Here is a 25,873-nt window from a genome sequence, read left to right on the forward strand (position 1 = left end):
TAGGCTCGGGCCTCGTTTGCCGACCCCTCAAGGCAATGTCTCCTCCGTCTGAACATCTCCAACGTGTCGCCACCGTCGCAGCGGCCATTGTCTTCGTGGGCGTGTTCCTGCCGTTGACCCTAGGCGCTGCCCACTCCCCCGAGACCGCCCAGACGCGCCCATCGGTCCATCCCTACACCCAAGGGCCCACCGACCCTGCGGTAGGGGATGACACCAGGGGATTACAGAGTCCGTTGACCGCTCCGCCGCTGGTTCTCGAAGCTTTCCCGTCTCCTCATCCTCCTCCTCCTCTCCCTCCTCCTCGCGCCGGGGGAGTGGAGACCAACGCGGTGGTCGAGCATCCACATCTGCCCGCTTCGCCGCTTGCCACCGCGGATGCGCTCATAGAACCGAAACAGCACTTCAGGCGAACAGTCGCACCGGGAGTACCGCTGGCATGCGATCGCTATCGCTCCCAGGTTCAGGCCGTCGGTGACTGGGACCCAGACGTTGTGCTCGCATTGATCTGGCGAGAATCACTCTGCAACGAACAGGCGCTTTCCCCGACCAACGACTGGGGTCTGCTCCAGCTCAACGCAACCTGTTGGGCGGGAAAGGGCATCGACGGTCTTCCTCGGGTGCGACAACTGCCCGACCACCTCCCGCAGGTCGATCTGCGCTGCGACGGTCTCACCGCCGCGACGCCGGCGGCGACGTGGTGCTTTCATGCCAAAGAAGAAGCATTTCGCACGGGCCGCCGGCCGGCTTCGCCTTGTGACGCCTGGTTGGATCCGGACATCAACCTCCGCGCCGCCTATGAAATCTGGCTCGTTCGCGGCTGGGAGCCCTGGTGCTTCAACGAACTCAGCCGGTCCACACCAGCCTGCCACGCCGCATTTGAGGCCCCCGCCGCACCCCAGGAGTAGTGGGCGTTTCCCGTGGACCCGCTGGAGCGAGATTCGGCGTTCCGTGCTGCGGGACCTTCAGGGGTCACGACGACGACTGGGCTTCTGGCGGCATCTCGCGGATCCATTTCCGTGCCGCATTGTGGGCAAGATCGATGCGGCCGCGTCTTGTCCCGACAATCATGCCTGCACCAAGCGGTCGTCCCCAAGACGCACCCGCCGTATCGGGTCGAGCCTGCTTACATGAACGCTCTGGCCCCCGCTGTGTGGGTCAAACGCGATCTCGAGTCCTACGCCGTCAAGTCGATGGCCGACGGATGGCACCAAGGGGAACCATGGTGGCCGTCATTCGCCGCTCGGGTACCGGTGCAGTAACGAAGAACGAGGAACCGGGCCGACTTAGCGACATTTGCCAAGTGACGCGGTTGCCCGCGCCGTCGGTTGATCCCGCGTTCCTCGCTGCCTTGAGTATACGCGCGACGACGAACCAACACGCGACGCGACGTCGAGCTCAGCGTCACAGAAATCCCGACGCCTGCAACAACGCCGCACCACCAGCGCCGAACGCCCGGACCGCGGCCGATCACGTCCCGAACGCGAGAATTTCCCGCCCCAGGACCAATCACGCCACGAACCGCGCTGCCAATCGCGCCGACCCCGCGAGATTCACTGAACTTGACATAATGTCTATTATCGGCGTTCTGCAGAGGATCTCGGCACAGCGGTTCAGATGTCGAGCGCCTGGCCGTAGTCGCGGCTGTGTCTCACGATGAACTCCCGGCGGGGCTCGACGGCGGCGCCCATCATCACCGAAAAGGCCTTCTTGGCCTGTTCCTGGGATGCCCGCGCCTCGCCGAGGCCGATCTTGCGGAGCACTCGTGTTTCGGGGTTCAGGGTCGTCTCGAACAGCTCCTCGTCGTCCATCTCGCCAAGACCCTTGAAGCGGGTGAGCCGGTATCGCCGATTCGCTGTTTCCAGTTCTGCGGTCAATGATTCGCGCTCGGCCTCTGAGTACACGAACTTCTTGGTTGTGCCGATGGTGAACGCATGCGTGGGCGGCTGTGCCGCGAACACCCGGCCATCCCTCAGCAGCGGGCGCATGTAGTGGTAGATCAGCGTCAGCACGAGGCAGCGAATGTGGCTTCCGTCTACGTCAGCATCGGCCAGCAAGACAACACGCCTGTAACGGCACGCATCGAGGTCGAAGTCGGTTCCCGAACCGGCCCCCAGCGCCGTGAACAGCGCCGTGGCCTCTGCGTTGTCGAGCACCGCCTTGGCAGTCCCCTTGCCGGCGTTCACCACTTTCCCCCGCAGCGGCAACACCGCTTGCCAGGCGCTGTCGCGGGCGCGTTTCGCGGGACCGGCCGCAGAATCGCCTTCCACGATGAGCAGTTCGCCTTCGCGCTGCAGCCGGCAATCGGACAGCTTGTCGGGCATGCCGTTGCTGCCGAGTGCGGCCGCCTTGCGTCGCTGATCGAGCGCTCGCCGCGACTCCACGCGATTCACCACCGCATCGGCCAGCTTGTCGATCAACGCCCGAACATGGGTCTTTCGTGACCCCGGCGCGCTGCCGTCGAACCACGCGCGCAAGCCCTCTCTCACCACACTGGCGACGATGCGCTGGACCTGCGGCGTGCCGAGTTCCCGCTTGGTCTGACCCCGGAACTGCGGTTCGGCAAAAGTTGCACGCACCACCGCGACGAGGCCCTCCTGAGCATCCTCGCGCTGTGCTCGCGCCTCGTCCTTGAGGCGTCGCAGCTTGCGCGGGTCGGCCTCGGCCAAAGCGGTATTGACCGCCGTCGTGAGTGCCCGCTCGAAGCCGGCGATATGGGTGCCTCCCTCGGGCGTGGGAATGGTGTTCACGAAGCCGACGATGTTCGTGTCATAAGCGCGCGTCCAGCGCATCGCGACCTCGACGTCGCACCGGCGCACGACATCGGTGAGCTTGCCGTCCACCGGGACGCGTTCGGTGAACTCCTCCGATCCAGTCAGCCCGACCAGACCGGTTATCGGCTCGACGTCACCACAGAGCTTCTGGACGAAGTCGGCCAGCCCGCCGCTCGAGACGATTTCTTCGACGACGGGCGGATCGGTCCGCCGGTCGGCGAGGGTGATCTTGACCTTGGGCACCAGGAAGCAGACCTGTTCGATCCGCTGGCGGACTTCGTCGAAGTCGACAGTGGCTGCGGGGTCAAAGATCTCCCGGTCGGGCCAGAATTGGACGCGGGTCCCGGTGCGTCCCGCAGATACCCGGCCGACTCGCTTGAGTTTGTGCCCGGGTCGGAAACGGCCAGCAGCATCGGTGTGCCCAGCGACTCGGTCGGAGAACTCGAGGCGATGGGTCGCGCCGTTGCGATTCACGTCCACGACGAGACGGCTCGAGAGAGCGTTCACCACCGATGCGCCGACTCCATGGAGGCCACCCGAGGCGCCATAGGCCCCGTTTCCGAACTTCCCGCCGGCATGCAGTTCGGTGAACACGACTTCGACCGCTGTGATGTCGTCCTGCTTGATGTCGATGGGGATGCCGCGGCCCCGGTCCACCACCTCGTAGGAGTCGTCGTAGAGGGTGATCTCGATCTGTCGGCCGTGTCCGGCAGCCGCCTCGTCGACGGCATTGTCGATGATCTCCCACAGCAGGTGCGTCAAACCACCGGAGCCGGTCCCGCCGATGTACATACCGGGACGCTTGCGCACCGCGTCGAGACCTTCGAGCACCTCGATGGCGCTCGCGTCATAGGTACCCGCCGGCCCATCGGCTCCGCTCGCAGCAGCGTTGCTGTGTGGGTGGGAATCGCCGCCGTCGGCCATGTTGCGAATCTGCTCCTCGGGGGCGTCGCGTGCGGTCGATGCTGCCGGTACCGCCATCAGAAGCGGTACTCCCCCAACACAAGGATGCGCTGGTCGGTCGTACGGGTCGGCCCGTTGCGCTTCGTCGCAGACAGCTCCGGCCGCGCTGGCGCCGGATCGGGCGACCCGATGTCGTCGTGCGGTGCCACAACCGCCGCGAGCTGGCGGTGAAGTCCCACCCAGCCGTAGGTGACCTGCGTCTCAAAACCGGCTAGTCGCACCGTGGGTGAGCCGGCAGTGCCCCGCCCACGGGACGGGATATCGGAGATTTCGGTGACCTTCACCGTGCCCTCGTCGGTCACCAGCACTACCAGCGCGCCGAATGAGACTGCGCCTGCGGCCACCACGGTGGCGCCGGCGTGCAGTTTCATGCCGGCGACGCCCGCTGCCCCGTGGCCACGCACGGTCAGCGCGTCGGCGCCGAACCGCAGCACATGGCCGGTGGAGGCAATGAGCGCCACTTCAGATCCATCGGGAGCATCGAACGCCGCAACCACCCGGTCGCCGTCGGTGAGCGAGATCACCGTGTTCCCGCTGCGCACCGATCCCAGCGCGGCGGGGTCGAGACGCTTTGCCACGCCACTGCGCGTCACCAGCGCAACCGGCGCTGCCGCATGTCCGAACAGCGCAACGGGCTGCTCGCCACGGGCGAGGGAGAACATCTCGCGAACGGGCGCTCCCCGGCTCCCTCGCAGCATCTCGGGTATCGCTCGCACCTCGGTACGAAGGACCCGACCCCGGTCGGTCACCAAGTGCACGACATCAAGATCGGCTGCTATCGCTGCGGCGACCAGCACGTCGTGCCGGCCGGGCTTGGCGCTCAGCGGGTCTTCTTCGTGGCGTCGACCCAGCAGACCTGAAACCGAAAGCGTCACCAAGCTGGTCCGCTCGCCGCCCTCGCTGTCGCGTACGAGGTCGAGCGTGTCGTCGCGGGGCCCCTCCCCCAACCCACGCGCGGCTGCCACGACATCGTCGCGATGGCAGATCTCGCTCCGGCGAGGAACGCCGAGATCGCTGACTACCTCGTCCAGCTCACGCCCGACGATGGTCCGGCGCCGAGCCTCCGAGCCGAGGATCTTGCGGTAGCCCTCGATCGCGTCGCGAAGCTCGGCCAACTCATCTCGCAGGCGCTGTGTCTCGAGCGCAGTGAGCCGCCGCAACTGCATGTCGAGAATGTGATTGGCCTGGATCTCGGTCAGCTCCAGGCGGGCCATGAGCTGTGCCCGGGCGTTGGCGACATCGGGCGCGCCGCGGATGATCGCGATCACAGCGTCGATGTTGTCGAGAGCGATGAGCAAACCCGCCACGATGTGCTCGCGCTCTGTCGCACGGTTGAGGCGGAACTGCGTGCGGCGGACGATGACATCGAGGCGGTGAGCGATGTAGTGCTCGCACAGTGCGTACAGGCCGAGCTGGCGGGGAACGCCGTCGACCAGTGCCACGTTGTTGATGCCGAATGTGTCTTCGAGCGGTGTCAGGTTCCACAGTTGGGCAAGCACACCATGCGCGTTCACGCCGGGTTTGCACTCGATCACCAGCCGCAGGCCCCAGTTGCGATCCGACAGATCATTCACGGCGGCAACGCCGTCGAGCCGTCCGCTCGCTGCGAGCTCACGGACTTTTGCCTGTACCCGTTCGGGGCCGACCATGTAGGGCAGTTCGGTGACCACGATGCAGTCTCGACGGGCTGTCAACGGCTCAATGTGCGTCTTGGCCCTGACACGAACGGTGCCACGCCCCGACTCGTAGGCATCGGCCAGTGAATCGTCGACGATGACCACGCCGCCCGAAGGGAAGTCGGGGCCGGGCATCAGATTCATGAGCTCAGCCGTGGTTGGTTTGGGGCGTCGCTGGCGCAGTACCAGCTTGATGGCCTCGGAGACCTCGGCCAGGTTGTGCGGCGCCATGTTGGTGGCCATGCCCACCGCAATGCCGCTGGCCCCGTTCACGAGCAGGTTCGGCAGCAACGCGGGCAGGCACGTCGGCTCAGTCCGCTCGCCGTCGAAGTTCGCCGTGAAATCGACCGTGTCCTCGTCGATGCCTGCGGTCATTGTCAGGGCCGCCGCAGTGAGTCGCGCTTCGGTGTAGCGGTAGGCAGCCGGCGGGTCGTCGAGGCTGCCGAAATTCCCTTTGGGTGCCACCAGGGGCACCGACATGGCGAAGTCCTGGCCCATGCGGACCATGGCCTCGTAGATGGCGCTGTCGCCGTGAGGGTGGTATTTGCCCATTACCTCGCCGACGACACCGGCCGACTTTCTGAACGGGGTGCCTGGTCGCAGACCGAGGTCATCCATGACATAGAGGATCCGGCGTTGCACTGGCTTGAGGCCGTCACGAACGTCGGGAATCGCCCGCGCCGTGGTCACCGACAGCGCGTAGGGCATGAACGAGTCGCGCATCTCGTCCGCGACGTCGATGTCGTGGACTTCTCGGGCGATCCTCGTCGGTGCGGTCGGTCCGGCCATCGTCTGGGGCCCTCTCCAGGACGGAAGGTGTTGCAGAGCAGGAGCGTGTGTATGCGCGCCCTCAACGCCGGATTGCACCGTTCGCTTTGGCGCATCCCAGCGGTTGCAGTTGAGAGTACGACGCTCGCCTTTGCGGTCCATGTCAATTTGGACTTGGTCGATCCTGGGCTAAGTCGATTCCGGCATCAAGGACTACCCTGCGGCGAGTGTTGGTGAGGACCTCGTGAGCCGGCGCCTCGAAGTCGAGCTGACCAGTCGGCGCGACGACGGTTCGTGGACGTGGCGTGCAGCAGGCGCGAAGCAGCCCAAGGGCGTGCTCGACGGCGACCTGCTTCCGCCTGACGTCGGCGAAGGCGATGTTCTGCGCGTCGACGCCGAATTCGAAGTCGACGGCATCTTCGTCACTGGGGTGCTCCCGCCCAAGGCCCGTAGCGGCAAGCCCCCTGCCGAGCGCATCGAGATGATCGGTCCGCCCGACCGTGGTGCCCGAACGACCACCGCCCGGGTGAACAGCGGCCGCGGGGGCCGCAAACGCGGTGGCGAGGGAGAGCGTGGCGGCGACCAAGAGCGAGATTCGCGCGGTCCCAAGCGCAAGCGAGAGGGCGACCGCCGCAAACGTGAACGGTCCGCAGACTCGGCGGAAGGCGAGCCTCAGCGGCGTAAGCGGCGCGAGGGCGACGGCCGCCGCCGTCGTGAGGGCGGTGCCAAGCGACAGTCACCAGATGCCGCCGCCAAGGCAAAGCCCGAGACCCCCGATCGCCCCCCTCGCCCCAAGACGCGCAAGCTCCGACCGAGCCGCAAGCACCGGGACGAACTCATCGCCTCGCTGCCGGCCGAGCAGCAGGTGGTGGCCGAACAGGTCGCACGCGGTGGCCTCGCTGCCGTTCGCACGGGCATCGACGAGCAGAATCGCAAGGCGGCGGCGCAGGGCGCGCCCGAGGTGCCAGCCGAAGGCGTGCTGCGGCTCGCGGAATCGCTCGTCGGACCGGTGCAGATCGCCGAGTGGCGCGATCGTGCCGAAGCGGCCCTCGCTGGCATCGAACGGGTGGATCTGCGCGATCTCCGCTCCGTGCTGGTGGCTGCCGAGGACTTCGCCCGCGGCGCCGAGGCTCGGGAATTGGCCGACAAGATCCGCGAAGGGCTCAACGAACGCGTCGAAGCCAGCCAGCGCGAGTGGCATGACGAGCTGCGCACGACGCTGGCCGAAGGGCGCGTGGTACGAGCTTTGCGCCTCAGCTCCCGGCCCCCCAAGGCCGGTGCCCCGCTGCCTCCCGAAGTTGCCCAGGAACTGACAACGCAGGCGAATGCCGCGTTGGGAACCGGCAACTCCCAGCACCGCATCGCAGTCGTGCTTGAAGCGGTTGCTTTCTCACCGGTTCGGCCCTATGTCGTGGTGCCGAGCGTTCCCGCTGAGCCCTCCGAAGAACTGATCGAGGTGGTACACAAGATTGCGAGCCGGCTGCCTGAAGTCGCGGCAGCGTTCGGCGTGGAGCCCTCAGCAGCGAACCCTCGTGGCCAGTCGCGACGCGGCTCCCGCCGCCGACCGAAGCCGGAGCCGAAAGCCGAGGCCGACGACGCAACAGCCGAATCAGACGCCGACGAAGCGACAGCCGAATCAGACGCCGCGGACGCAACAGCCGAATCAGACGCCGACGAAGCGACAGCCGAATCAGACGCCGAGGACGTGGCAGTCGAGGAACTCGCGCATCCCGGCTGAGAGCGCGAACTCCCCCGCCTCGATCGCGGAAAAGCTCACGAAGCGGGCCTCGGCGGCGTCATCGCCGGCGAGCGGCACTGCGTCGGGCGGACATTCCACGGCATAGTCCAAGATCACGAAGTGCATCTGGTCACTGATGTGCTCGGTGACGCCGACGAGCTCAGCGCACTGCACGACTAGGCCGGTCTCCTCGGCCAGCTCGCGCTCGACTGCGGCACTCAGACTCTCCCCCGGTTCGACACGTCCTCCGGGAAACGCCCACAAACCCACGGCGGGTGGGCGACCTCGCCGCACCAGCAGCACTGATTCACCCCGCACGGCGATCCCGCCGACACACACCTGGGGCACCGGAGCGCTCACTGCGGCGAGGTGACGGGCTCGCTCGATGGCCCAGGCGCCGGCCCCAGTCTGCGATGCAGCACCAGCAACCGTGCGGTGAATCCGAACGTCTCGAAGAAGTTCTTGGTGGCGCGGTTGCCCGGCAGCGCAAGCGAGTCGACGCCGACGCAATCGCGCAGCTCACACCATCGCAGCACTTCGCCGATCAGCTCCTCGCCCACGCCGACGTCGCGGGCCCCGGTGGTCACGTACAGGTCGGTGACGCGTCCCAGCCAGTCTCCCGACTGCAACGACTCGACCGCAGCAGCCGCATAGCCCACCGGCGTGCCGTCGATCAGCCCAACCCACACGGCCTGATCGGGATCGTCGAGCGCCGCCCGCAGACTCTCGCTGAAGGGCTTCTCGCGCACCTCCCGCCGAGACCAGACCCACCCGCCGCGGGCGTCAGCCTGTTCGGCCACTGCCTCTTGAGCCATCGCCGCCAGAGCGTCAAGGTATTCACCGCTCGCCGGTACCGCCTCTATCTCCATGGGCACAGCCTCTTCCATGGGCACAGCCTCCATGGGCCACGGCCCATCAGGCGGGTTCGGCAGAACGCCGCGCCATGGTGGCCTTCTCGGCGCCGAGCCGCCCCAGCACACCTTCGGACAGGTCAATGTGGGACATCATCGCTGCCACTGCGCTGTGGCCTGCGACCTCGGCAATCTGGCGGTACATCGCAGTGACGACACGCCGGTAGTCCTCATGACCCTGTGGCTGGGACCGCAAGCTCGATCAGGTGCATCGCCTCGCGGGCGTTGAATTGCATGGCGTAGCGCACCCGGTACGCCATCGAGACGGCGTAGGAAGCCTCGAGCGGTCCTGCGGCGTCGACAACGGCGTCGTGGAGATTCGCCGACCGCTCCATGACCTCGTCGTAGGCCTCGCCCCCGCCGGCGGCATCGACGAGGCGTGGCACGGTGTACCCGTGACGCGGCGTCAGCGGCTGCCACTCGATCGTCAACAGGCGATGTCGCTGCAGATCACGGAAGCTGCCGTAGTCGGCGAGCACATCGAACCGATAGTCGAGTCGCTCCAGCGCCCTGCCCGGGCGGTGACGCCGGTTTGTGCGATCGCCGACGTAGCGCTGCACGAGATCGACGCGCTGAGCCTCGGTCATGTCGGCGACTCGAGTCGCGATCTGCGACTCCGGAAGATCGGTGTGGGGGAACAGCATCGACGCGAGCATCTTGTCTTCGCCCGCGGGATCCCAGTCGGTGAGGACCACCTCGGGTACCGCTTCGGGCGTCTCGTGGGCGAAGAGCTCGGCCGCGAATTCTTCCATCGCGGTGCGATTGGTCTCCAGGTAGTCCGACCATGCGATCCCCCGGTCGGGCCGGTCGACGCGACGCAGGAACGACGGGATGACCTTGCGCAGCTCGGTGAGCATCAGGTTGCCATAGCTGCGTGCTTCGGGCAGCGGGTGCGAACGCATCCGCAGCAGCAGCGCCTCATAGGCCTGCCCGCTGCCGAAGATGCCCACGTTGGACAGGCTTGCCGCGGGCAGCAGCCCGCGTGCGGCGTCGAAGGCCTGCGCCCGGATGGCTCGCCGGCGCGCCAGGTCTCCACCCGCCCCGGCAACGCTGGGCGCCGCATCGTGGTGCTCGGTGAGCCATGCCGTCATGCGCTGAACCATGTCGCCGTACGCATCGAATATGGCGTCGACATCGCCGACGTAGCGCGTGCCCGCGGCGGAGTTCGTGACCGCGGGCGGCCGGTAATAGCGGTAACGCCCGTGGAGGCGCTCGTCGTAGGCGAGGTAGCGGGTGGACTGCTCGAGGTACGACATCAGCCGTCCCCGTTCCAGCACCTTGGTGAGCACGTTGGAAGCCTGCTCACACGCGAGATGCACCGCCCCGAGCTGGGCCACCGAATCGTCGCCGTACTCCACGAACACTCGCTGGTAGAGCTGCTCGGCGCGAGCCACGCCGACCGTGGCGTCGATGGTCTCGTCGCCGGAGATGTCGAGGTCGTCCACGAACTCGTCAATCAGCAGCCGCCGCAGGCTCTTGTGGGTCCGGGAATAGCGGGCGAACAGCGCTCCCTTCACGACCTCGGGCAGGTTCACGAGCGCAAACACCGGCTGGCGCAGGTTCGTGACGTACCGCCGCAGGATGTCCTGCTCGGCAGGTGTGAACGTCTCGGCGGTGTAGAGGGTCACCGGTTCACCGGCGGTTCAGGTCGATACACGGCACTTCTGCATGATGGTATGGACCGTTCGCCGAAGCGCGGATACGCAGCCTTTCCCGCCGGATCAGAACACGATCACCGCAGCGTCGGGCGCGATGGTCAGGGTCAGCTCGCGGCATCGGCCGACGCGATCGCTGTCGAGCCACAACCCGAGCGGCCGGTCGAACCGGTACTGCGCGCACTGCACCCGCCGCACGGCGATCGCCGGATGCGGCACGTGAGTGCCCAACCGCAGGCGGCGGCGGGCGAGAACCCGCTGCGCGGGGCCGAGCGCGGGCTGATCCACACCGGTGCTGAGCACGTGCAGTCGCCCGTCGTTGGGGTGGGCGGCCGGTGCCAGGCGCCACCTCCCGAGGGTCTCGGCGCTCATGGCGGCCACGACGGGACCGCGCCACCATGAGTTGCGCGCGACAGCCCCGATGCACGCCCAATGCGTCTCGCCATCGGCGTTCACCTCGATGAGATCGATCGGCGCTGTTCGAGCATGTTCACTACGCAAGCGGTCCGTTCCGCCCGCTGGCGCGCCCACCACCCGCCACAGGTCACCGCCGGTCAACCCGATCGGCATCGCCGGCGCATCACCCGTTCGCTGGCGCGCGACCGCGACGCGCAGTTCGGCATTGCTCGTGGCAATCGGCGCTCCCTCAGCCAGGGCGCCTGCGGTTCCCCACGGCTGGTTGCGCCGGACCGTCACGAGAGCCTGCGGGTACGAGTCACCACGGGCAGCGAGACGAAACCCTCTCCTGGAGCGGCCGTCACCGGCCCGCCGACACGCCCATCGGAAACTCGGGTTGCCGCGGCGACCACCCCGCGATCTAGCGCGGTGTGGGCGCCTGCGGCGGCGCGCTGTGTGTCGCGCTCAGGGGCGACTTCCGCGATGCGGTCAATCAAGTCGATGAGCTGGCGCATCTGGCGCACGAAATCACCAGCAGCCGGTACGTGGTCGCCCCAGGGATCGCCTGGCCACAGGTCGGCGTAAGCCCGCCCCTGCGCCCAGGCGTAGGCAACCGCGAAGAATGACCCATCTGGAGCGCGCGACACGACCACGCTGTGCTGGCGCTCGGCACGATTGATCTGTGCCGCGAGCTCGACGATGCGCGCCGCCCGCTCGCGTGTGTCGCCGTCGGGATAGCGAGGCGCTGGCGGCGGCTGGCTGCTGCGGTGCTCGTAGGTCAGCATCGACACCAGCCCCGCCAGTCGAGCTGGCTCTAAGCCGTCGAACACGCCCTCACGCAGGCATAGCACTGTCAGCAGATCGCACTCATGAAAGACAGCCCGCAAGCAGTCGCCCGTCTCCGTGAGCGACCAGCCGTCCGCGCAGCCGAAGATGTTCAGCACCTCGTTGGTGGCGTCGAGCTGGCGGGCCAGGCCTCCCTTGGCGAGCTTGATCCGGTCCTTGAGACGGCTCACTCGGGCCCCGACACGCTCGGCGTTCCGCTCTGCGTCGATGAGCGCCCGGTCGGTGCGTCGGTCTGCGGGCCTGGGACGTCGATGTCGCCCCGAGCGCGGAGCGCGACCTCGCCCGTGCCCCGAGGAGCGGCCACGGCCGCCGCCCATCGACTTCAACCGCGCCCGGGCGTCGCGCAGCGCCTTGCGCTCGACTTCCAGCGCTGTGGTCCATTCGCCGATGCGGCGATCGGCCCGCCACTGGGCAAACGATCGCTGCAGCAGTTCAACCGCGGAATCTCGCGTCCGGCTGGCGATGAGGTTGGCGACCATGTTGTATGTCGGCCGGAAGGAAGACTCCAGCTCGAAGTCATTGCTCGCCGCCAGCCGTGCCGCCTCGCCGAACGCCGCTTGGGGGTGCCACAGCGTGTACGCGTAGCCCACCTCGTCGATCCCGCGGCGGCCCGCGCGGCCCGTGAGCTGGGTGTACTCGCCCGGCGTCAGCAGTGCGAAACCTTCCCCCCGGAACCGGCTGAGCTGTTCGATCACCACTGATCGGGCAGGCATGTTCACGCCCACTGCGAGTGTCTCGGTTGCGAACACGACGGCCAGCAGCCCTGCCGAGAAGCACTCTTCGATGGCTTCCTTGAACGCGGGAATCAAGCCTGCGTGATGCGCGGCGACGCCGGCGGTGAGCCGGTTCAGCCATCCCTCGTAGCCCAGCGCGTCAAGGTCACCGGGGTCGAGGTCCGCTGTGTGGGCTGCCGCAATCTGGCGCACCCGATGCTGTTGTGCAGCGTCGAGAAACGCCGCTCCCTCAGCGGCGAGCGTCTGCGCCGCATCGTCGCAGCCCTGGCGGGAGAACACGAAGACGATCACCGGCAGCCTGGCGTTCGCAGCCAGATGCTCGACGATCTCAGCGCGCCGCGGCCGAGCCGGCCGCACGCCTCCCCGGCGCTGGCGGCGCTGGCCGCCCGACTGGGAACGCGCCTGTTCCACCAAGCGCTCGATCTCGGGGTTCGGGCGCCCGTCCCGCAAGGTCGGCAAGTCGACGAGACGGCGGCTGTGCCGCTCGAAGATCAGGTAGCGATCTTCGAGGGGCACCGGCCGCTGAGCGGACACCACTGCGGTGCAGCCGCCGGCGGTGGCCTCGATCCATGCTGCAAGCTCGTCGGCATTGCTCACCGTGGCCGACAGGCACACCAGCCGCATGTGCGGCGGCGTGCTGATGATGACCTCTTCCCAGACGGCCCCCCGGTAGGGGTCCTGCAGGAAGTGGACCTCATCCAGCACAGCCATCCCGAATTCGGAGACGTGGCTCGAGCCCGCGTACATCATGTTGCGCAGCACTTCGGTGGTCATGACCACCACATCGGCATCAGGGAAGATCACGTTGTCGCCGGTGAGCAGGCCCACCCGTTCAGCCCCCAGCCAGGCGCGCAGCTCGCGCAGCTTCTGGTTCGACAACGCCTTGGTGGGCGTGGTGTAGGCCGTTCGCTTGCCGGCCTCGAGGGTCGCAGCGATGGCGTACTCGGCAACCAGCGTCTTGCCCGATGACGTCGGTGCAGCTACCAGCACTGAGCCGCCCTCATCGAGCGCTGCGAACGCTTCGGTCTGAAAGTCGTCGGGAGAGATGCCCCGAGACGCCAGCAGGTCCTCGAACAACAGTGGCGTGCGGGGCCCGTCGCCGGTGGCGGCCGGCCCGGCGGCTGGGTTCATGGCGCCGGTTCCTCCGCCTGGCGCTCGTCGCCCGCCTGGGGCGACCGGCGGAACCGCCGGCGCAGCGGCGGCGCCCCGCTGCGACGCCGCAGGATGAGGTACCCCACGAGAATCGACAACTCATAGAAGACGTACAGCGGCACTGACAGCGCCGCGAGCGTTACTGGATCACCTGACGGTGTGATGATCGCTGCGCCGGCCACGATGCCGACGATGGCGTAGCGGCGGGCCCGATTGAGCTGGGAGGGCGTGACGATTCCCGCAAGCTGGCCGAAGATCAGCACAATCGGGAACTCGAACCCGATGCCGAAGGCCAGCATCATGAACGTCACCAGTCCCAGGTAGGCCCCCGGCCCCAGCAGCGGGTCGACAACGTCGCCGCTGACTGAGATCAGGAACTCGAGCGCCCGCTCGAAGGTGAAGTACGCGAGCATCGCACCGGACACAAAGAGCACGCAACCCGCGAAGACAAACGGAACCGCCCAACGCTTCTCCCGCCGGTCCAGCGCCGGCGTGATGAACCGCCACAGGTGCCACAGCAGTACCGGCATCGCCAACACGACACCCAAGTAGGCGGAGACCTTGATGCGCGTGCGGAATCCTTCGAGCGGCGAGGTGATGATCAGGCTGCATGAGTCGCCCAGCACGCTTGTGGGAGCGTCACGGGCTTCCAGCACCCGGCAATAGGGCGGCAGGAAGATCGACTCCAAGAGCCAGTCGTAGACGATGAGCCCGACGACCATGCCGAGCACGATGGCCACGATGCTCCAGATGAGCCGGTTGCGCAGCTCGGCGAGGTGATCCCAAAAGCCCATGACCGCCGGCCGCGGCCGACGCCGCAACCAGCGCCTCACGCAGCGCCGTCGCTGGTTGATCGATCCGTCACCTCAGCGGCAGTCTCGCCCGGCGCCTCGGCATCGTCGGCGGCCCGAGCCGGCGTGCCGGGCGCTTCGGCGTCGTTGTCCGACTCAGTCGGTGTAGTGGTCTCGACGATCGGCGGTGACAGCGTGGCGTCCATCTCTTGGCGCACGTTCGTGGAGAACTCACGCACCTGCCGGAATGTCTGACCGATGCTGCGGATGGCCCCCGGGAGCCGCTTGGGGCCCAGCACGATCAGCGCCACGAGAGCGATGATCAGCACCTCGTTGGGCTGCAGGCTCACGGCTCGATGGTAGAACCCCGGCCCTGCGCGGCGGTTCTGCCGTCTCCCGGCATGGCTGATCGTGTAGGCGGCATAGGTCGCCGCATCACAGCGGCAGCACGCGGCGAGCGGCCCACCGCACGGCCAGCCCCAGTGCCCGCTCGGTGGTGGCTTGGCGCAGCGACGGCACATCGAGGCTGTCGATTGCGGTGCGTGCACGCACGACGTCGGCGCGCACCGCCGCGGCTGCGTCGGCGATCGACGCCAAGCTCTGCGCCGTCGTTCGCAGCTCGCGTGCCAGCCGCCGGATCATGACCACGCTGACGGCGGCGAGCAGGCCGAAGGCAACGATCGGCAGCAGCCACAACGTCGACATGAATGGCACGATAGAGGTGTGCCCTCGCAGCCATTGCCGTCACTGCGTACGCCCCCGATTGCATTCGCGCACCGCGGCGGGCGGGCTCATGGCCCAGACAATGCCCTCGCTACGTTCTCCGCGGCTCTGGACATGGGGGCGACCGGCCTCGAGACCGACGTCTGGCTCAGCCGCGACGGTCATCCCATGCTCGACCACGACGGCGTCGTGTGGCACCGCGGCGTTCGCCGCCCGTTCAGCTCGTTTGCGCGCGAGCGTATTGGCACAGCAGTCCCCACGTTGGCGGAGATGTATGAGGCGTGCGGCACCGACTTCGAGCTGTCCGTCGACCTGAAGGACCCCGCTGCTGCCGACGCCGTCATCGAGGTCGCCCGCGCCGCCGGCGCAGAAGACCGTCTCTGGTTGTGCCATGGAGACTGGGACCTGCTCGTCGACGTGCGCGGCCGTACCACTGCACACATCGTCGACTCCACCCGGGTCCGCCGCATGAAGGAAGGCCCCGAGCGCCGGGCCGCTGCGATGGCCGACAGTGGCATCGACGCGATCAACCTGCCCGCCAAGGACTGGACGGGCGGCCTCGCAGCTCTCTTCCATCGGTTCGAGCGCTTCTGTTTCGGGTGGGACGTCCAGCACACACGGTTGGCGTCGGGGCTGCGCAACATGGGGCTCGACGGCCTCTATGGCGATCACGTCGACCGCCTGCTCGCCGGCATCGCACCATCAGATGCCCGGGCCCAGTCGTGCTGAACCAGTGCCGTTGGAGAACTACAAGCCGCCAAGCCGGTTGGGCGGCCAGAAACGCACGAACGCTCGACCGACAATCTCGCCCTCAGCGACTGGCCCGAAGACGCGACTGTCCTGGCTGGAGCCGCGATTGTCTCCCATGACGAACACGTAGCCCGCAGGCACCCCGAGCGGACCAAAGTCGCGGGTGTACACGTTGGGCGGCAGGTAGTCCTCGGTTACCGGCAGGTCGTCGACGACGAGCCGCCCGTTCTCTGCCCCGACCGTCTGCCCGCCGACCGCCACCACTCGCTTGATGAGTTCGGCGGTTTCGGAGGGCTGCATCGATTCTGGGGTCCGGAACACGACGACATCGCCGGGATCGGGGTCGCCGATGCGGTAGCTGAGCTTGGAAACCAGCAGGCGGTCGCCGATCGCGAGCACCGGCTCCATCGATTCGGACGGAATGAAGAACGCGGCGATGAGAAACGTCCGCATCAGCAGAGCGAGCACCACCGCCGTCGCCAGCACCCACCCCCACGAGAGCAGGTTGCGCGAGCGCTGGCTCATGGCCCGCCGCACGCGCGGTGGCCGGTGCGGCCGCGGATGTCTGCCCCGTACTCCGGGTGCGCCCCTCACCCCGCCGTCGAGGTCGGCAGCGCCGGGTTCATCCCGTTGGACTGCGGGTGCATCCCGATCTTCGGCGTCAGCCTCGCCGTCAGCCTCGTCGGGAAAGTTCATGGTGCCTCCGACAGCCACGCCGCCGCCGCACCGAGCCAGTCGCAGGTGTCGCGGTCACCCGCCAGCGGGCGTCCCATCGATGTGATCTGCAGGTCCATCCCAGCGAGCGCCTCGGCCACCGCCGCCGGCCCTGACCAGACCGCTCGCTCGCCCAGGGAGGTGATCCATTCGGCGTCGTCAGGCGTTGCAGCCACGCCGGCCGGCACCGGCACCACCGTGCGCCGCGGAGACAGTGCCGCAACGGTTCGGGTGTGGTGACTGACGCCCCGGTGACGTTCCCGCTCGTCGGCCGATGATGCCCGCACCGCCAGCGCCGTCGCCGCACCGAGCCGGTCTAGCACTGCTGCGTAGCCGGCCAGGTCCAGCGCCGAGAAGCCCAGCGGACTGGCGGTGCCGAGGTGCCCAGGCCCGGGTGCGATCACCACACGTTCGATCTGCCGCTGCGCCAGCGCTGCAACTCCCGAGGCAACCGTGACCGCCTCGATGGGCGCGCCGAAGGCCTGCCCAGCACTCACGGCCGTCGCGATCACGCCTCGTTCGAGGCACGCCGCGGCCAGATCGCTCAGCACGAACGGCAGTGCTCCGCCGTCGGTCATGACATAGCCCGGCGCGCTGGCTGTGGCATCACAGACCGCGGCAGCCAGCGCCAGCGCATGGCTGTGCAGCACGCACAGCACGACCCTTGTGCCCGCCAGCGAGGGCAGCTCCAACGCCGCGGCCCCGTCAGATGCGGCTTCCTCAGATGCAGCTTCCTCGTACGCATCAACGGGCAGCTGCTCGGCGAGGTATCGGGCCTTCATTACTCGGCCCACGCCACCGGCGCCCTCATAGGGAGCACTGAGATTCGTGTGCACGACATGGGCGCCGCCGGTGCCGAGGCCCAGGTCGATGGCGGAGGTGTTCACGAGCAGTTCGTCACCGACCGCAACCGGGCCGCAGAAATCCGTCAGCGCGTACGCCTCACTCCCGTCGGCGAGCTTCATCCGCTGCAGTCCAGGCCTGACGTCACGCACTTCAGCGGCCCCAAAGCGCGCGAAGCGCGGCATCTGGCGCCTTCAGCCGGCTGGGTGTCGGCGCCGGACGGCGCTCCGCAGCGGAATCCGGCGGATCACATTGCGTGTCACCTCAGCCAGCGACGGCTGGCTGAGCGGCGATTCGCTCTGCAGCGGAATCCGGAGAGTCACATTGCGTGTCACCGCACCCATCACAGCGATTCGATCAGCTTGTCGACCCGCTCGTCGTGGGACCGGAACGGGTCTTTGCACAGCACCGTTCGCTGCGCCTGGTCGTTGAGCTTCAGGTGTACCCAGTCGACGGTGTAGTCGCGGCGCCGTGCCTTGGCTTCACGAACGAACGCCCCGCGCAGCCGAGCCCTCGTCGTCTGCGGCGCTTGCTCGATCGCCCGGCTGACGTCAGCCTCATCGAGCACCCGCTCCACGTGACCGGCACGTTGCATCAGGTAGAAGACGCCCCGTGTCGAGTGAACGTGGTGGTACTGCAGGTCGAGCAACGCGATGTGGGGGTCATCGAAGCCCGTCTCATGGCGGTCGGCGTAGCCCGTGAGCAGCTTGTGCTTGATGACCCAGTCCACCTCCCGGTCCAGCTTCAGCGGATCGTCGTTGATCGCTGTCATGGCGTGTTCCCACATGCCCAGCGCACGCGACTCCTCGGGGGTGAGGTCATTGGTCTCGGCGAAGCGCAGAGCCCGTTCGAGGTATTCAGACTGGATGTCCGCAGCGCTGACCTCGCGTCCGTTCGCGAGTCGCACCTTGCGACGGCAGCTGATGTCGTGGCTGATTTCGCGGATCGCACGGATCGGATTTTCCAGCGTCATGTCGCGCAGCACCACTGTTGGGTCTTCGAGCATGCGCAGCATCAGTGCGGCCGCGCCAATCTTGAGGAACGACGTGTACTCGCTCATATTCGAATCGCCGACGATGACGTGCAGGCGGCGAAATCGCTCGGCGTCGGCGTGGGGTTCGTCACGGGTGTTGATGATCGGGCGGCTGCGGGTGGTTGCGCTCGACACGCTTTCCCAGATGTGCTCGGCCCGTTGGGTGATGCAGTAGCGGGCGCCTTTGGCGGTGTTGAGCACCTTGCCCGCCCCGGCGTAGATCTGGCGCGTGACCAGAAACGGAATCAGCACTTCGGCGTAGTTCGAGAAATCGTCGGCGCGGCTGGTCAGGTAGTTCTCGTGGCAGCCATAGCTGTTGCCGGCTGAGTCGGTGTTGTTCTTGAACAGGAAGATCGTGCCGTTGAAGGCTTCTTCGGCCAACCGCTCCGTCGCGCTTGCGACGAGCTGCTCGAGGATCCGCTCGCCTGCACGGTCGTGGCACACCACGTCGTAGACCGAATCGCACTCAGGAGTGGCGTACTCGGGATGGCTGCCGACGTCGAGATACAAGCGGGCGCCATTGGCCAGAAACACGTTGCTCGACCGGCCCCACGAGACCACCCGGCGGAACAGGTAGCGCGCCACCTCGTCGGGGCTCAGCCGTCGTTGCCCTCGCAGCGTGCAGGTGACCCCGTATTCGTTCTCAAGACCCATGATGCGCCGCTGCACGGCGCTCACCGTACTTCGCCCCCAAGGGCTCGAACGGGTCGGCACAGATGCCATAGCGTTGGAGGCGGCAGGGGACTCTGCGACGTTGCGACCTGCTGGATCGCGGGAGCAGGGGGTTCTGCCGCCTCCAACTCGGACGCACCTACCCGCGCTGCTCGCTAAGAATCTGCCTGATCAGCGCTGTCGTCGGGTTCTTCAGCGTCGTCGCCGAGTGCAGCTTCCACCTCGGCGTCGTCGAGGCGCCGGAAGCACCGGCGGCGGTGCGTCGCGTCGGGAACGATCGACTCAAGCAAGGCCACCTCGAGATCTGGTGCAGTGATCTCGCGTTCGGGCCCGGCCAGCGCTGCGCAGGCCAGGCGGATGGCCGCTGCGGCACTGAATTCGGGGTCGTAACCCTCGGCAACGCGCTCGCGCACCGCGTCGGCATCACCGCCGATGCAGCAGAACGCCTCCTCATCCATGACGGTCCCGTCGTACTGGATTCGGTAGAGCTGGTTTGCCTCGTCGCCGCTGCCTACCTCGACGACCACGATCTCGACCTCGAGCGGCTTGAGTTCGTGGGTGAAGAACTGCCCGAGCATCTGCGCGTATTGGTTGGCGAGGCTGCGGGCTTCGACGTCTGAACGCGAGTACTGGTAGCCCTTCAGCTCGGCGTGACGCACGCCGGCAATGCGCAGCTGGTCGAACTCGATGTAGCGGCCGACGCCACCGAACGCGATCCGGTCGTAGATCTCGGACACTTTGCGCAGGGTCGCGCTGGCGTTCTCGGCCACGAGCGCAATGCCGTCGCTGTATTCCAGTGTCACCAGCGAGCGGCCCCGGGCGATGCCCTTGCGTGCGTAGTCCGCTCGGTCCTGCATGAGCTGTTCAGGGCTGACGTACATCCCGGGCATGCTCATCGCGACACCTCGCCTGGATTGGCGGTCGATCCTCCGCCGCTCCCGCTGCCGGCAAGATTGGCCTGCAGAGCCGCAAAGACGGCGCCCGATTCCGCATCGCTGAGCTGACGGAAGCCGTCCTCGTCGATTGCGGCGAGCACCGGATAGATGCCCCTCACCGGATCGGGTCCGCCAGTCGCACTGTCCTCGTCTGCTGCGTGCCACAGCGCCTGCACGCTGAGCGCCAGGGCGTCCGGTTCGCTCAGGTCGTCCTCGAATCCGAGCTTGAGGACCGTTCCCGCGTGCAAGCTGCCAGAGCCGGCCGTGGCGAAGTCCTGCTCCTCGTAGCGACCCCCGGTCACGTCGTATTGGAAGAGCCTGCCTCTCCCGTCGCCAGGGTCGTATCCGGCGAATATCGGCACCACCGGAAGGCCGCGCATCGCCTGGGGCAAGTGCGCCCTGAGCATCTCGGCGAGCTGATTCGCCTTGCCCTCCAAGCTCAGGGGCTTGCCTTCGATCTTCTCGTAGTACTCGAGCTGCAGCTGGAAGAGGCGAACCATCTGCACCGCCGGGCCCGCCGCCCCGGCAATGGCAACTGCCGAGAACGAATCGGCCGGAAATACCTTGCGCATGTCGCGGTGGCTGATGAGATGCCCGCTGGTGGCGCGCCGATCCCCTGCGACGACCACGCCGCCGGCACTGCGCACGGCGAGCACGGTCGTGGCGTGGGAACCCTCGACGGCACCGAAGCCGCTCTCAGACGCTGCGAGGGGGGCGAACCCCGCAAACGGTTCGCTCCCGGTGCGGCGCAGCAGTTCGAGAAAACTCGCTCCGGGATCATCTCCCGGGGCGAAGAACGGCATGGGATTCACTCGCCGCCCTTCTGGACGTAATTCTTCACGAATTCCTCGGCGTTGGTCTCGAGCACATCGTCAATCTCGTCGAGCAGGTCGTCGAGTTCGGCCTTCAGCTCGGTCGCCCCCCCCGACGCCGTGTCGGGATGTGCGGTCTCGGTGGTCTCCCTGGGAGCCGACCGTCGTACCTGCTCGCGTTCTGCCATCTCGGGCCTCCTGCGGTCTCGATTGACTGAGTCTCGAATGCGTAAGCGTTCTGACTGCCGCCTGGGGACGAGGGGAGTTGCTAGTTGCCCAGCCGTCGCAGCAACTCGGCTGCGTCGCGGCATTCGTCCAACAAGTTACCCACGTGCGTCCGGGTTCCTCGCAGCGGTTCGAGCATCGGCACCCGGCGCAACGGATCCGTTCCGATGTCGAACACCATCGAGTCCCAGTTGGCGGCCACGATCTCCTCGCCGAACTTCTCGAGGCAGCGGCCCCGGAAATAGGCGCGCGTCGTCGGCGGCGGCGCCGACACGGCCTCGTCCACTTCGTCGTCGGTGGTGATGCGCTCGAGGCCCACGCGCCGCGCTAGCGACTTGGACGGACGAAGGTCGTGGTATTGCAGGTCGAGGGCGGCCAGCTTCGGATCGTCCCAGTCGAGGTCGTGCCGCCCGGCGAACCCCTCATACAGACGCAGCTTGGCAACCCAGTCCAGTTGCGTCGCAAGGCTCATCGGATCCGATTCCAGCCCTGTGAGCACAGCTTCCCAGCGGTCAAGGATGTCGTTGCCGATGTCGTCGCCGCCGACTGGCTCCAATCCGTGGCGCTGCGCATACTTGCGGGCGAGATCCAGGTATTCCCACTGGATCTCGATGGCACGCATGTGGCGGCCGTCGACCAGCTCGATGAGTCCCGATAAGGCGGTGTCGAAACTCACTTGGCGCAGCGCCGCGACGGGTACGAGCGGGGTGAGCGGCTCGGACACGAAGTCGTCGTCGATCATGGCCAGCACGAGCGAGGTGGTGCCGAGCTTCAGGTAGGTCTGGACCTCGCTCATGTTGGCGTCGCCGATGATCACGTGCAGGCGCCGGTACTTGCGTGTGTCGGCGTGGGGTTCGTCTCGGGTGTTGACGATGGGCCGCTTGAGCGTGGTCTCAAGGCCGACTTCCTCTTCGAAGAAATCGGCCCGCTGGCTTATCTGAAACGGCCGGTCTCCGAAGGGCGGCGGCGAGCGGTCGCCCATCGGTACTTCGGCGCCCAGCTTGCCAGCGCCGCAGAAAATCTGGCGGGTCACGAAGAACGGCAATATGTGCGTCACGATCCTGCCGAAGGGAACGTCACGGTCCAACAGATAATTCTCGTGGCAGCCGTAGCTGTTTCCCTTGCCGTCGCTGTTGTTCTTGTGAATCACCAACTCCTCGCCATCGGGCAGGAGATTGTTGGCGGCCTGCATGGAGCGGATCAAGATTTCTTCCGCTGCGCGGTCGTAGACGACGCATTGGCGTGCGTCGGAGCACTCCGGCGTCGACAGTTCAGGATGTGCGTGATCGACGTAGTAGCGGGCACCGTTGGCCAGCACGGCGTTCACCAGATGCGTCTCGATCTCAGGCGCGAGCGCATCGAACTCGTTGAAACCTCGTGCGTCGATGCCCGGCTGCTCGTCCTCGAAGTCCCAGCTGACGCGCTGGCACAAGAACCCGTTGACGTAGGCGTTGATGATCATCGACGACGCCGCAACGGGATTGGAGTCGCCGTTGCAGCGATGGAGTATCCCGAACTCCGTCTCGATGCCAACGACCTTGTGAACCGCCACCGCCCGGGACTCTAGAGGTACTGGCTGGTCTGTACCCGTTCGATGGCTCGGCCGCCGAGCGCCTCGCTGTCGTCGGGGTCGACGAGGGTGCGGATAAATACGATCCGCTCGCCCTTCTTGCCGGAAATCTTCGCCCAGTCGTCGGGATTCGTCGTGTTGGGCAGGTCTTCGTGCTCGCGGAACTCCTGGCGGATGGAGCCCATGAGGTCGTCGTACCGGATGCCGCTGCTGCCGGTGGCCAGCGAACGCTTGATGGCGTTCTTCTTGGCCCGCCGCACGATGTTCTCGATCATCGCTCCCGATGCGAAGTCCTTGAAGTACATCACTTCCTTGTCACCGTTCTGGTAGGTGACCTCCAAGAAGCGATTGAGGTCGTCGGGGCGATACATCTCGTCGACGGTGCGCTCGATCATCACTCGCACTGCCTTGTGGGGGTCCCCCCCGCCCAGATCGGCCACCTCCATCTGGTCGATCGGGAGCTTCGGCGTCAGGTAGGTGCTGAAGATCGACAGTGCCGCCTGCTCGTCAGGCCGGTTGATCTTGATCTTCACGTCGAGGCGTCCAGGCCGCAGGATCGCCGGGTCGATGAGGTCTTCGCGGTTCGAGGCACCGATTACGATGACGTTGCGCAGACCCTCGACCCCATCGATCTCCGCCAGCAACTGCGGCACCACGGTCGACTCCATGTCGGAGCTGATGCCGCTGCCGCGGGTGCGGAACAGTGACTCCATCTCGTCGAAGAACACGATCACGGGCCAGCCTTCGGAGGCTTTCTCGCGCGCACGCTCGAAGATGCGCCGGATCTGGCGCTCGGTTTCGCCCACGTACTTGTTGAGCAGTTCGGGGCCCTTGATGTTGATGAAGAAGCTGCGGGCGCCCTGCTGGCCCGACACCTCGCCGACTTTGGCCGCCAGCGAATTGGCGACCGCCTTGGCGATCAGCGTCTTGCCGCACCCGGGCGGGCCATACAGCAAGATGCCCTTCGGCGCCGGCAGGTCGTAGGTGCGGAACAGATCCTGGTGCAGGTACGGCAGCTCCACGGCATCGGTAATCAGCTCGATCTGGGTGTCCAGCCCGCCGATGTCCTCATAGGTGACATCAGGCACTTCTTCGAGCAGCAGATCGTCGACTTCGGGCCGTGGCAGGCGCTCGAGCACGATGTTGGATCGAACATCAAGCAGCAGGTTGTCGCCGGATCGCAGCGGCTGATCCCGCAGATCTCCGGCGAGCTCCACGATGCGTTCCTCGTCGGCGCGACCGGTGACCAGCGCCCGGAATCCGTCTTCGAGCACCTCGTTGAGGGTGACCACCTCGCCCGAGGTCTCGGGACCCCGTGCCAGCACGATGTTGTAGGACTCGTTGAGGACGACCTCGCTGCCCTCGACGAGTTCGGTCTCGGCGAGGTCAGGGTGCAAGGCGACGCGCATCTTGCGGCCGCTGGCATGCACATCTGCGGTGCCGTCGTCGTTGCGGGACAGGAACGTTCCGTAGGCCGAGGGTGGCTGGGTCAGCTTGTCCACTTCTTCTCGCAGCGCAGCGATGTGCTCGCGCGCCTCACGCAGCGTGTAGGTCAGTTTCTCGTTCTGCGACACCGCAGCGGACAGCTGCCCCTTGGCCTCCAGCAGGCGCTCTTCGAGCGTGCTGACCCGGGCGGGTGTGTCGGCCAGTTTGCGCCGCAGCAAGGTGACCTCTTCTTCGAGCGAGCGCACGCGGCTGCGGAGCTCGCCCGCATCGCCCGCATTGGTGCGCCGTGGCTCGTCCTCGCTCTGGTCCATGCGCGGCCGACACTACCCTGACACCGTTGTCTCGACGCGACGCTCGGCTGCGTTCGCAGCCCGGCCGTGGGAGCGTTGCACTGCAGTGCCGTGCAGTACGCGCGCCGATTCGGTAGATTTCATAGTTGGCTCGGTTCCCCGGTCGAGCCGTTCCATAGGAAGGTCGCTACACCATGAAGGTCTGGATCGATCAGGATCTGTGCACCGGTGACGGGCTCTGTGAAGAGATCGCACCAGATGTCTTCACGCTTCTCGACGATGGTCTTGCCTACGTGAAGGAAGGCGACAAGGTGTTCGCTGAACCGGGTGGCGTCGAAGGTCTCGCAGAGTTCGCCGACTCGCAGCTCGACGCTGTGATCGAATCCGCCGAAGAGTGCCCCGGAGAGTGCATCTTCATTGAGGCGTAAGCCTCAGTGAAGCATCAAACTCGGATTGAGGCGTAAGCCTCAGTGAAGCATCAAACTCGGATTGAGGCGTAAGCCTCAGTGAAGCATCAAACGCGGATTGAGGCGTAAGCCTCAGTGAAGCATCAACACGGACAGATTGAGGCCTCGGCCTCAACACGTTCCGTTCGGCACCTCGCGCAGCTCTTTCGGCTGCGCCCGCACCACGGTGCGGCCTAGGTAGTCGATCCGGGCATCAACTCCGGACGAGACGAGGAAGCCCACCAGTTCGTCGCGGTTGAGTGCGAAGCCGACGTCTGCGGGCCCGCGCACCGTGGCGAACGCGATACCGACAACGTTGCCCTGATGATCGACGAGCGGTCCGCCCGATTGCCCCGCACGCACGTTGACCGCTAAGACGTAGACACGTCGCCTGGTCCCGTCGCCCCACAATCCGCTCGCACTCACGTAGTGCTCGATACGGGCAGGCGACGCTTCCAGCCGGGAGCCTTCGGGGTAGCCGAGCACGGCTGCGGTTGCACCGATCCGGCCACGATCGACGCTCAACGCAGGCAGGGGCGCATCGGTTCGCAGCAAGGCGAGATCCCGTGCTTCGGAGAATCCCACCACTTCCACACCGAAAGACACCGCCGTTGCGGACTCGCCCGCAACGACATCGATCTCTACTTCTGAGGCTCCTGCGATGACGTGGGCAGCCCCGATCAGCAGACCCGGGGCGATGGCGAACGCCGTGCCGTTGGAGACGGGTGCGCAACCCATGGCCCGCAGCGGCACCACCGCATGGGCGACCTCAGCGAGCGTCTCATCGCTGATCGTGAGCACTGCGGGCGGCGCCCCCACCCACACCGGGCCATTCACGCCATCAATATGTGCAACGGGTTCTGGGGGCTCGCCTGCCCTGCCGGCATCGTCGGGATCGGGCGCGCAGCCGACCAATGTCAACGCCATCATCAGCGCGCACAGCCCCGCGCACAACGCCACGGCCGACGCACTGCGCGCACGGGTTCGGGTTCTGAGGTGTCGGGGTGCCGCGA

The 25,873-nt window shown here is 66.7% G+C and carries 25 protein-coding genes; 5 read left to right on the forward strand and 20 right to left on the reverse strand.

Annotated elements, in window-relative coordinates; genetic code table 11:
- Positions 1-314 precede the first annotated feature (314 nt).
- Together ACOOF5_RS14080 and ACOOF5_RS14085 are read left to right on the forward strand one after the other, a co-directional pair.
- Positions 315-905, forward strand: a complete 591-nt coding sequence (locus ACOOF5_RS14080) for a transglycosylase SLT domain-containing protein (protein WP_420440196.1) — start codon at positions 315-317, stop codon at positions 903-905.
- 222 nt (positions 906-1,127) lie between these two features.
- Positions 1,128-1,259: a hypothetical protein gene (locus ACOOF5_RS14085; protein ID WP_420440198.1), complete on the forward strand. Its 132-nt coding sequence runs from the start codon at positions 1,128-1,130 to the stop codon at positions 1,257-1,259.
- 351 nt (positions 1,260-1,610) lie between these two features.
- On the opposite strand, the gene ACOOF5_RS14090 is transcribed toward ACOOF5_RS14085, so the two are convergent.
- Both ACOOF5_RS14090 and ACOOF5_RS14095 read right to left on the reverse strand, forming a co-directional pair.
- Entirely contained in the window at positions 1,611-3,752 is a 2,142-nt protein-coding gene (locus tag ACOOF5_RS14090; protein WP_420440200.1) for a DNA gyrase/topoisomerase IV subunit B, read from the reverse strand.
- On the reverse strand, positions 3,752-6,199 hold the full coding sequence (locus ACOOF5_RS14095; RefSeq protein ID WP_420440202.1) for a DNA gyrase/topoisomerase IV subunit A: 2,448 nt from the start codon (positions 6,197-6,199) through the stop codon (positions 3,752-3,754). Before ACOOF5_RS14095 ends, ACOOF5_RS14090 begins: the two co-directional genes overlap by 1 nt.
- 223 nt (positions 6,200-6,422) lie before the next feature.
- On the opposite strand from ACOOF5_RS14095, the gene ACOOF5_RS14100 reads away from it, so the two are divergent.
- On the forward strand, positions 6,423-7,916 hold the full coding sequence (locus ACOOF5_RS14100; protein WP_420440204.1) for a hypothetical protein: 1,494 nt from the start codon (positions 6,423-6,425) through the stop codon (positions 7,914-7,916).
- Here the strand turns inward: ACOOF5_RS14100 and ACOOF5_RS14105 are convergent.
- From ACOOF5_RS14105 to ACOOF5_RS14145, 9 genes are all read right to left on the reverse strand, one after another.
- Positions 7,869-8,264, reverse strand: coding sequence for an NUDIX hydrolase (locus ACOOF5_RS14105; RefSeq protein ID WP_420440206.1), 396 nt, complete (start codon positions 8,262-8,264; stop codon positions 7,869-7,871). The genes ACOOF5_RS14100 and ACOOF5_RS14105 overlap by 48 nt on opposite strands.
- Before the next feature lie 8 nt (positions 8,265-8,272).
- Complete coding sequence (locus ACOOF5_RS14110; RefSeq protein WP_420440208.1) at positions 8,273-8,803, reverse strand: GNAT family N-acetyltransferase; 531 nt, start codon at positions 8,801-8,803, stop codon at positions 8,273-8,275.
- A 28-nt stretch (positions 8,804-8,831) separates the two neighbouring features.
- Positions 8,832-9,023 (reverse strand): hypothetical protein, encoded by a 192-nt coding sequence (locus ACOOF5_RS14115; protein ID WP_420440210.1) that lies wholly within the window; start codon positions 9,021-9,023, stop codon positions 8,832-8,834.
- On the reverse strand, positions 8,998-10,455 hold the full coding sequence (locus ACOOF5_RS14120; protein WP_420440212.1) for an FAD-dependent thymidylate synthase: 1,458 nt from the start codon (positions 10,453-10,455) through the stop codon (positions 8,998-9,000). The genes ACOOF5_RS14115 and ACOOF5_RS14120 overlap by 26 nt, the downstream gene beginning before the upstream one ends.
- Positions 10,456-10,548: 93 nt before the next feature.
- A complete protein-coding gene (locus ACOOF5_RS14125; protein ID WP_420440214.1) occupies positions 10,549-11,178 on the reverse strand; it encodes a hypothetical protein in 630 nt (209 codons plus the stop codon).
- Entirely contained in the window at positions 11,175-13,589 is a 2,415-nt protein-coding gene (locus ACOOF5_RS14130; protein WP_420440216.1) for a DEAD/DEAH box helicase, read from the reverse strand. Before ACOOF5_RS14130 ends, ACOOF5_RS14125 begins: the two co-directional genes overlap by 4 nt.
- Positions 13,586-14,443 carry a twin-arginine translocase subunit TatC gene (tatC, locus tag ACOOF5_RS14135; RefSeq protein ID WP_420440218.1) on the reverse strand — a complete coding sequence of 286 codons (858 nt, stop codon included), beginning with the start codon at positions 14,441-14,443 and terminating at the stop codon, positions 13,586-13,588. The genes ACOOF5_RS14130 and tatC overlap by 4 nt, the downstream gene beginning before the upstream one ends.
- Positions 14,440-14,751: a Sec-independent protein translocase protein TatB gene (tatB, locus tag ACOOF5_RS14140; RefSeq protein WP_420440220.1), complete on the reverse strand. Its 312-nt coding sequence runs from the start codon at positions 14,749-14,751 to the stop codon at positions 14,440-14,442. The genes tatC and tatB overlap by 4 nt, the downstream gene beginning before the upstream one ends.
- A gap of 85 nt (positions 14,752-14,836) precedes the next feature.
- Positions 14,837-15,106, reverse strand: coding sequence for a hypothetical protein (locus ACOOF5_RS14145; RefSeq protein WP_420440222.1), 270 nt, complete (start codon positions 15,104-15,106; stop codon positions 14,837-14,839).
- An 18-nt stretch (positions 15,107-15,124) separates the two neighbouring features.
- Here ACOOF5_RS14145 and ACOOF5_RS14150 point away from each other — a divergent pair, with 18 nt between their 5' ends.
- Positions 15,125-15,853 (forward strand): glycerophosphodiester phosphodiesterase, encoded by a 729-nt coding sequence (locus tag ACOOF5_RS14150; RefSeq protein WP_420440224.1) that lies wholly within the window; start codon positions 15,125-15,127, stop codon positions 15,851-15,853.
- Between the two features lie 18 nt (positions 15,854-15,871).
- Here ACOOF5_RS14150 and lepB read toward each other — a convergent pair whose 3' ends face one another.
- From lepB to arc, 8 genes are all read right to left on the reverse strand, one after another.
- On the reverse strand, positions 15,872-16,570 hold the full coding sequence (gene lepB / locus ACOOF5_RS14155; protein WP_420440226.1) for a signal peptidase I: 699 nt from the start codon (positions 16,568-16,570) through the stop codon (positions 15,872-15,874).
- On the reverse strand, positions 16,567-17,553 hold the full coding sequence (locus ACOOF5_RS14160; protein ID WP_420440228.1) for a DUF3866 family protein: 987 nt from the start codon (positions 17,551-17,553) through the stop codon (positions 16,567-16,569). The genes lepB and ACOOF5_RS14160 overlap by 4 nt, the downstream gene beginning before the upstream one ends.
- A gap of 221 nt (positions 17,554-17,774) precedes the next feature.
- A complete protein-coding gene (gene pafA / locus ACOOF5_RS14165) occupies positions 17,775-19,133 on the reverse strand; it encodes a Pup--protein ligase (protein WP_420440230.1) in 1,359 nt (452 codons plus the stop codon).
- A gap of 158 nt (positions 19,134-19,291) precedes the next feature.
- Positions 19,292-20,032: a proteasome subunit alpha gene (gene prcA / locus ACOOF5_RS14170; RefSeq protein WP_420440232.1), complete on the reverse strand. Its 741-nt coding sequence runs from the start codon at positions 20,030-20,032 to the stop codon at positions 19,292-19,294.
- Positions 20,029-20,874: a proteasome subunit beta gene (gene prcB / locus ACOOF5_RS14175; RefSeq protein ID WP_420440234.1), complete on the reverse strand. Its 846-nt coding sequence runs from the start codon at positions 20,872-20,874 to the stop codon at positions 20,029-20,031. Before prcB ends, prcA begins: the two co-directional genes overlap by 4 nt.
- 5 nt (positions 20,875-20,879) lie before the next feature.
- Positions 20,880-21,071, reverse strand: a complete 192-nt coding sequence (locus tag ACOOF5_RS14180; RefSeq protein WP_420440236.1) for a ubiquitin-like protein Pup — start codon at positions 21,069-21,071, stop codon at positions 20,880-20,882.
- Positions 21,072-21,151: 80 nt separating this feature from the next.
- Entirely contained in the window at positions 21,152-22,660 is a 1,509-nt protein-coding gene (dop, locus tag ACOOF5_RS14185; RefSeq protein WP_420440238.1) for a depupylase/deamidase Dop, read from the reverse strand.
- 11 nt (positions 22,661-22,671) lie between these two features.
- Complete coding sequence (gene arc, locus ACOOF5_RS14190) at positions 22,672-24,435, reverse strand: proteasome ATPase (protein WP_420440240.1); 1,764 nt, start codon at positions 24,433-24,435, stop codon at positions 22,672-22,674.
- A 173-nt stretch (positions 24,436-24,608) separates the two neighbouring features.
- Here arc and ACOOF5_RS14195 point away from each other — a divergent pair, with 173 nt between their 5' ends.
- Positions 24,609-24,842 (forward strand): ferredoxin, encoded by a 234-nt coding sequence (locus tag ACOOF5_RS14195; RefSeq protein ID WP_419839112.1) that lies wholly within the window; start codon positions 24,609-24,611, stop codon positions 24,840-24,842.
- A gap of 150 nt (positions 24,843-24,992) precedes the next feature.
- On the opposite strand, the gene ACOOF5_RS14200 is transcribed toward ACOOF5_RS14195, so the two are convergent.
- On the reverse strand, positions 24,993-25,787 hold the full coding sequence (locus ACOOF5_RS14200; protein WP_420440242.1) for a S1 family peptidase: 795 nt from the start codon (positions 25,785-25,787) through the stop codon (positions 24,993-24,995).
- Positions 25,788-25,873: the final 86 nt, after the last annotated feature.

Origin of the sequence: Candidatus Poriferisodalis sp., from assembly GCF_965214215.1 — a bacterium.
GTDB lineage: Bacteria > Actinomycetota > Acidimicrobiia > Acidimicrobiales > Poriferisodalaceae > Poriferisodalis.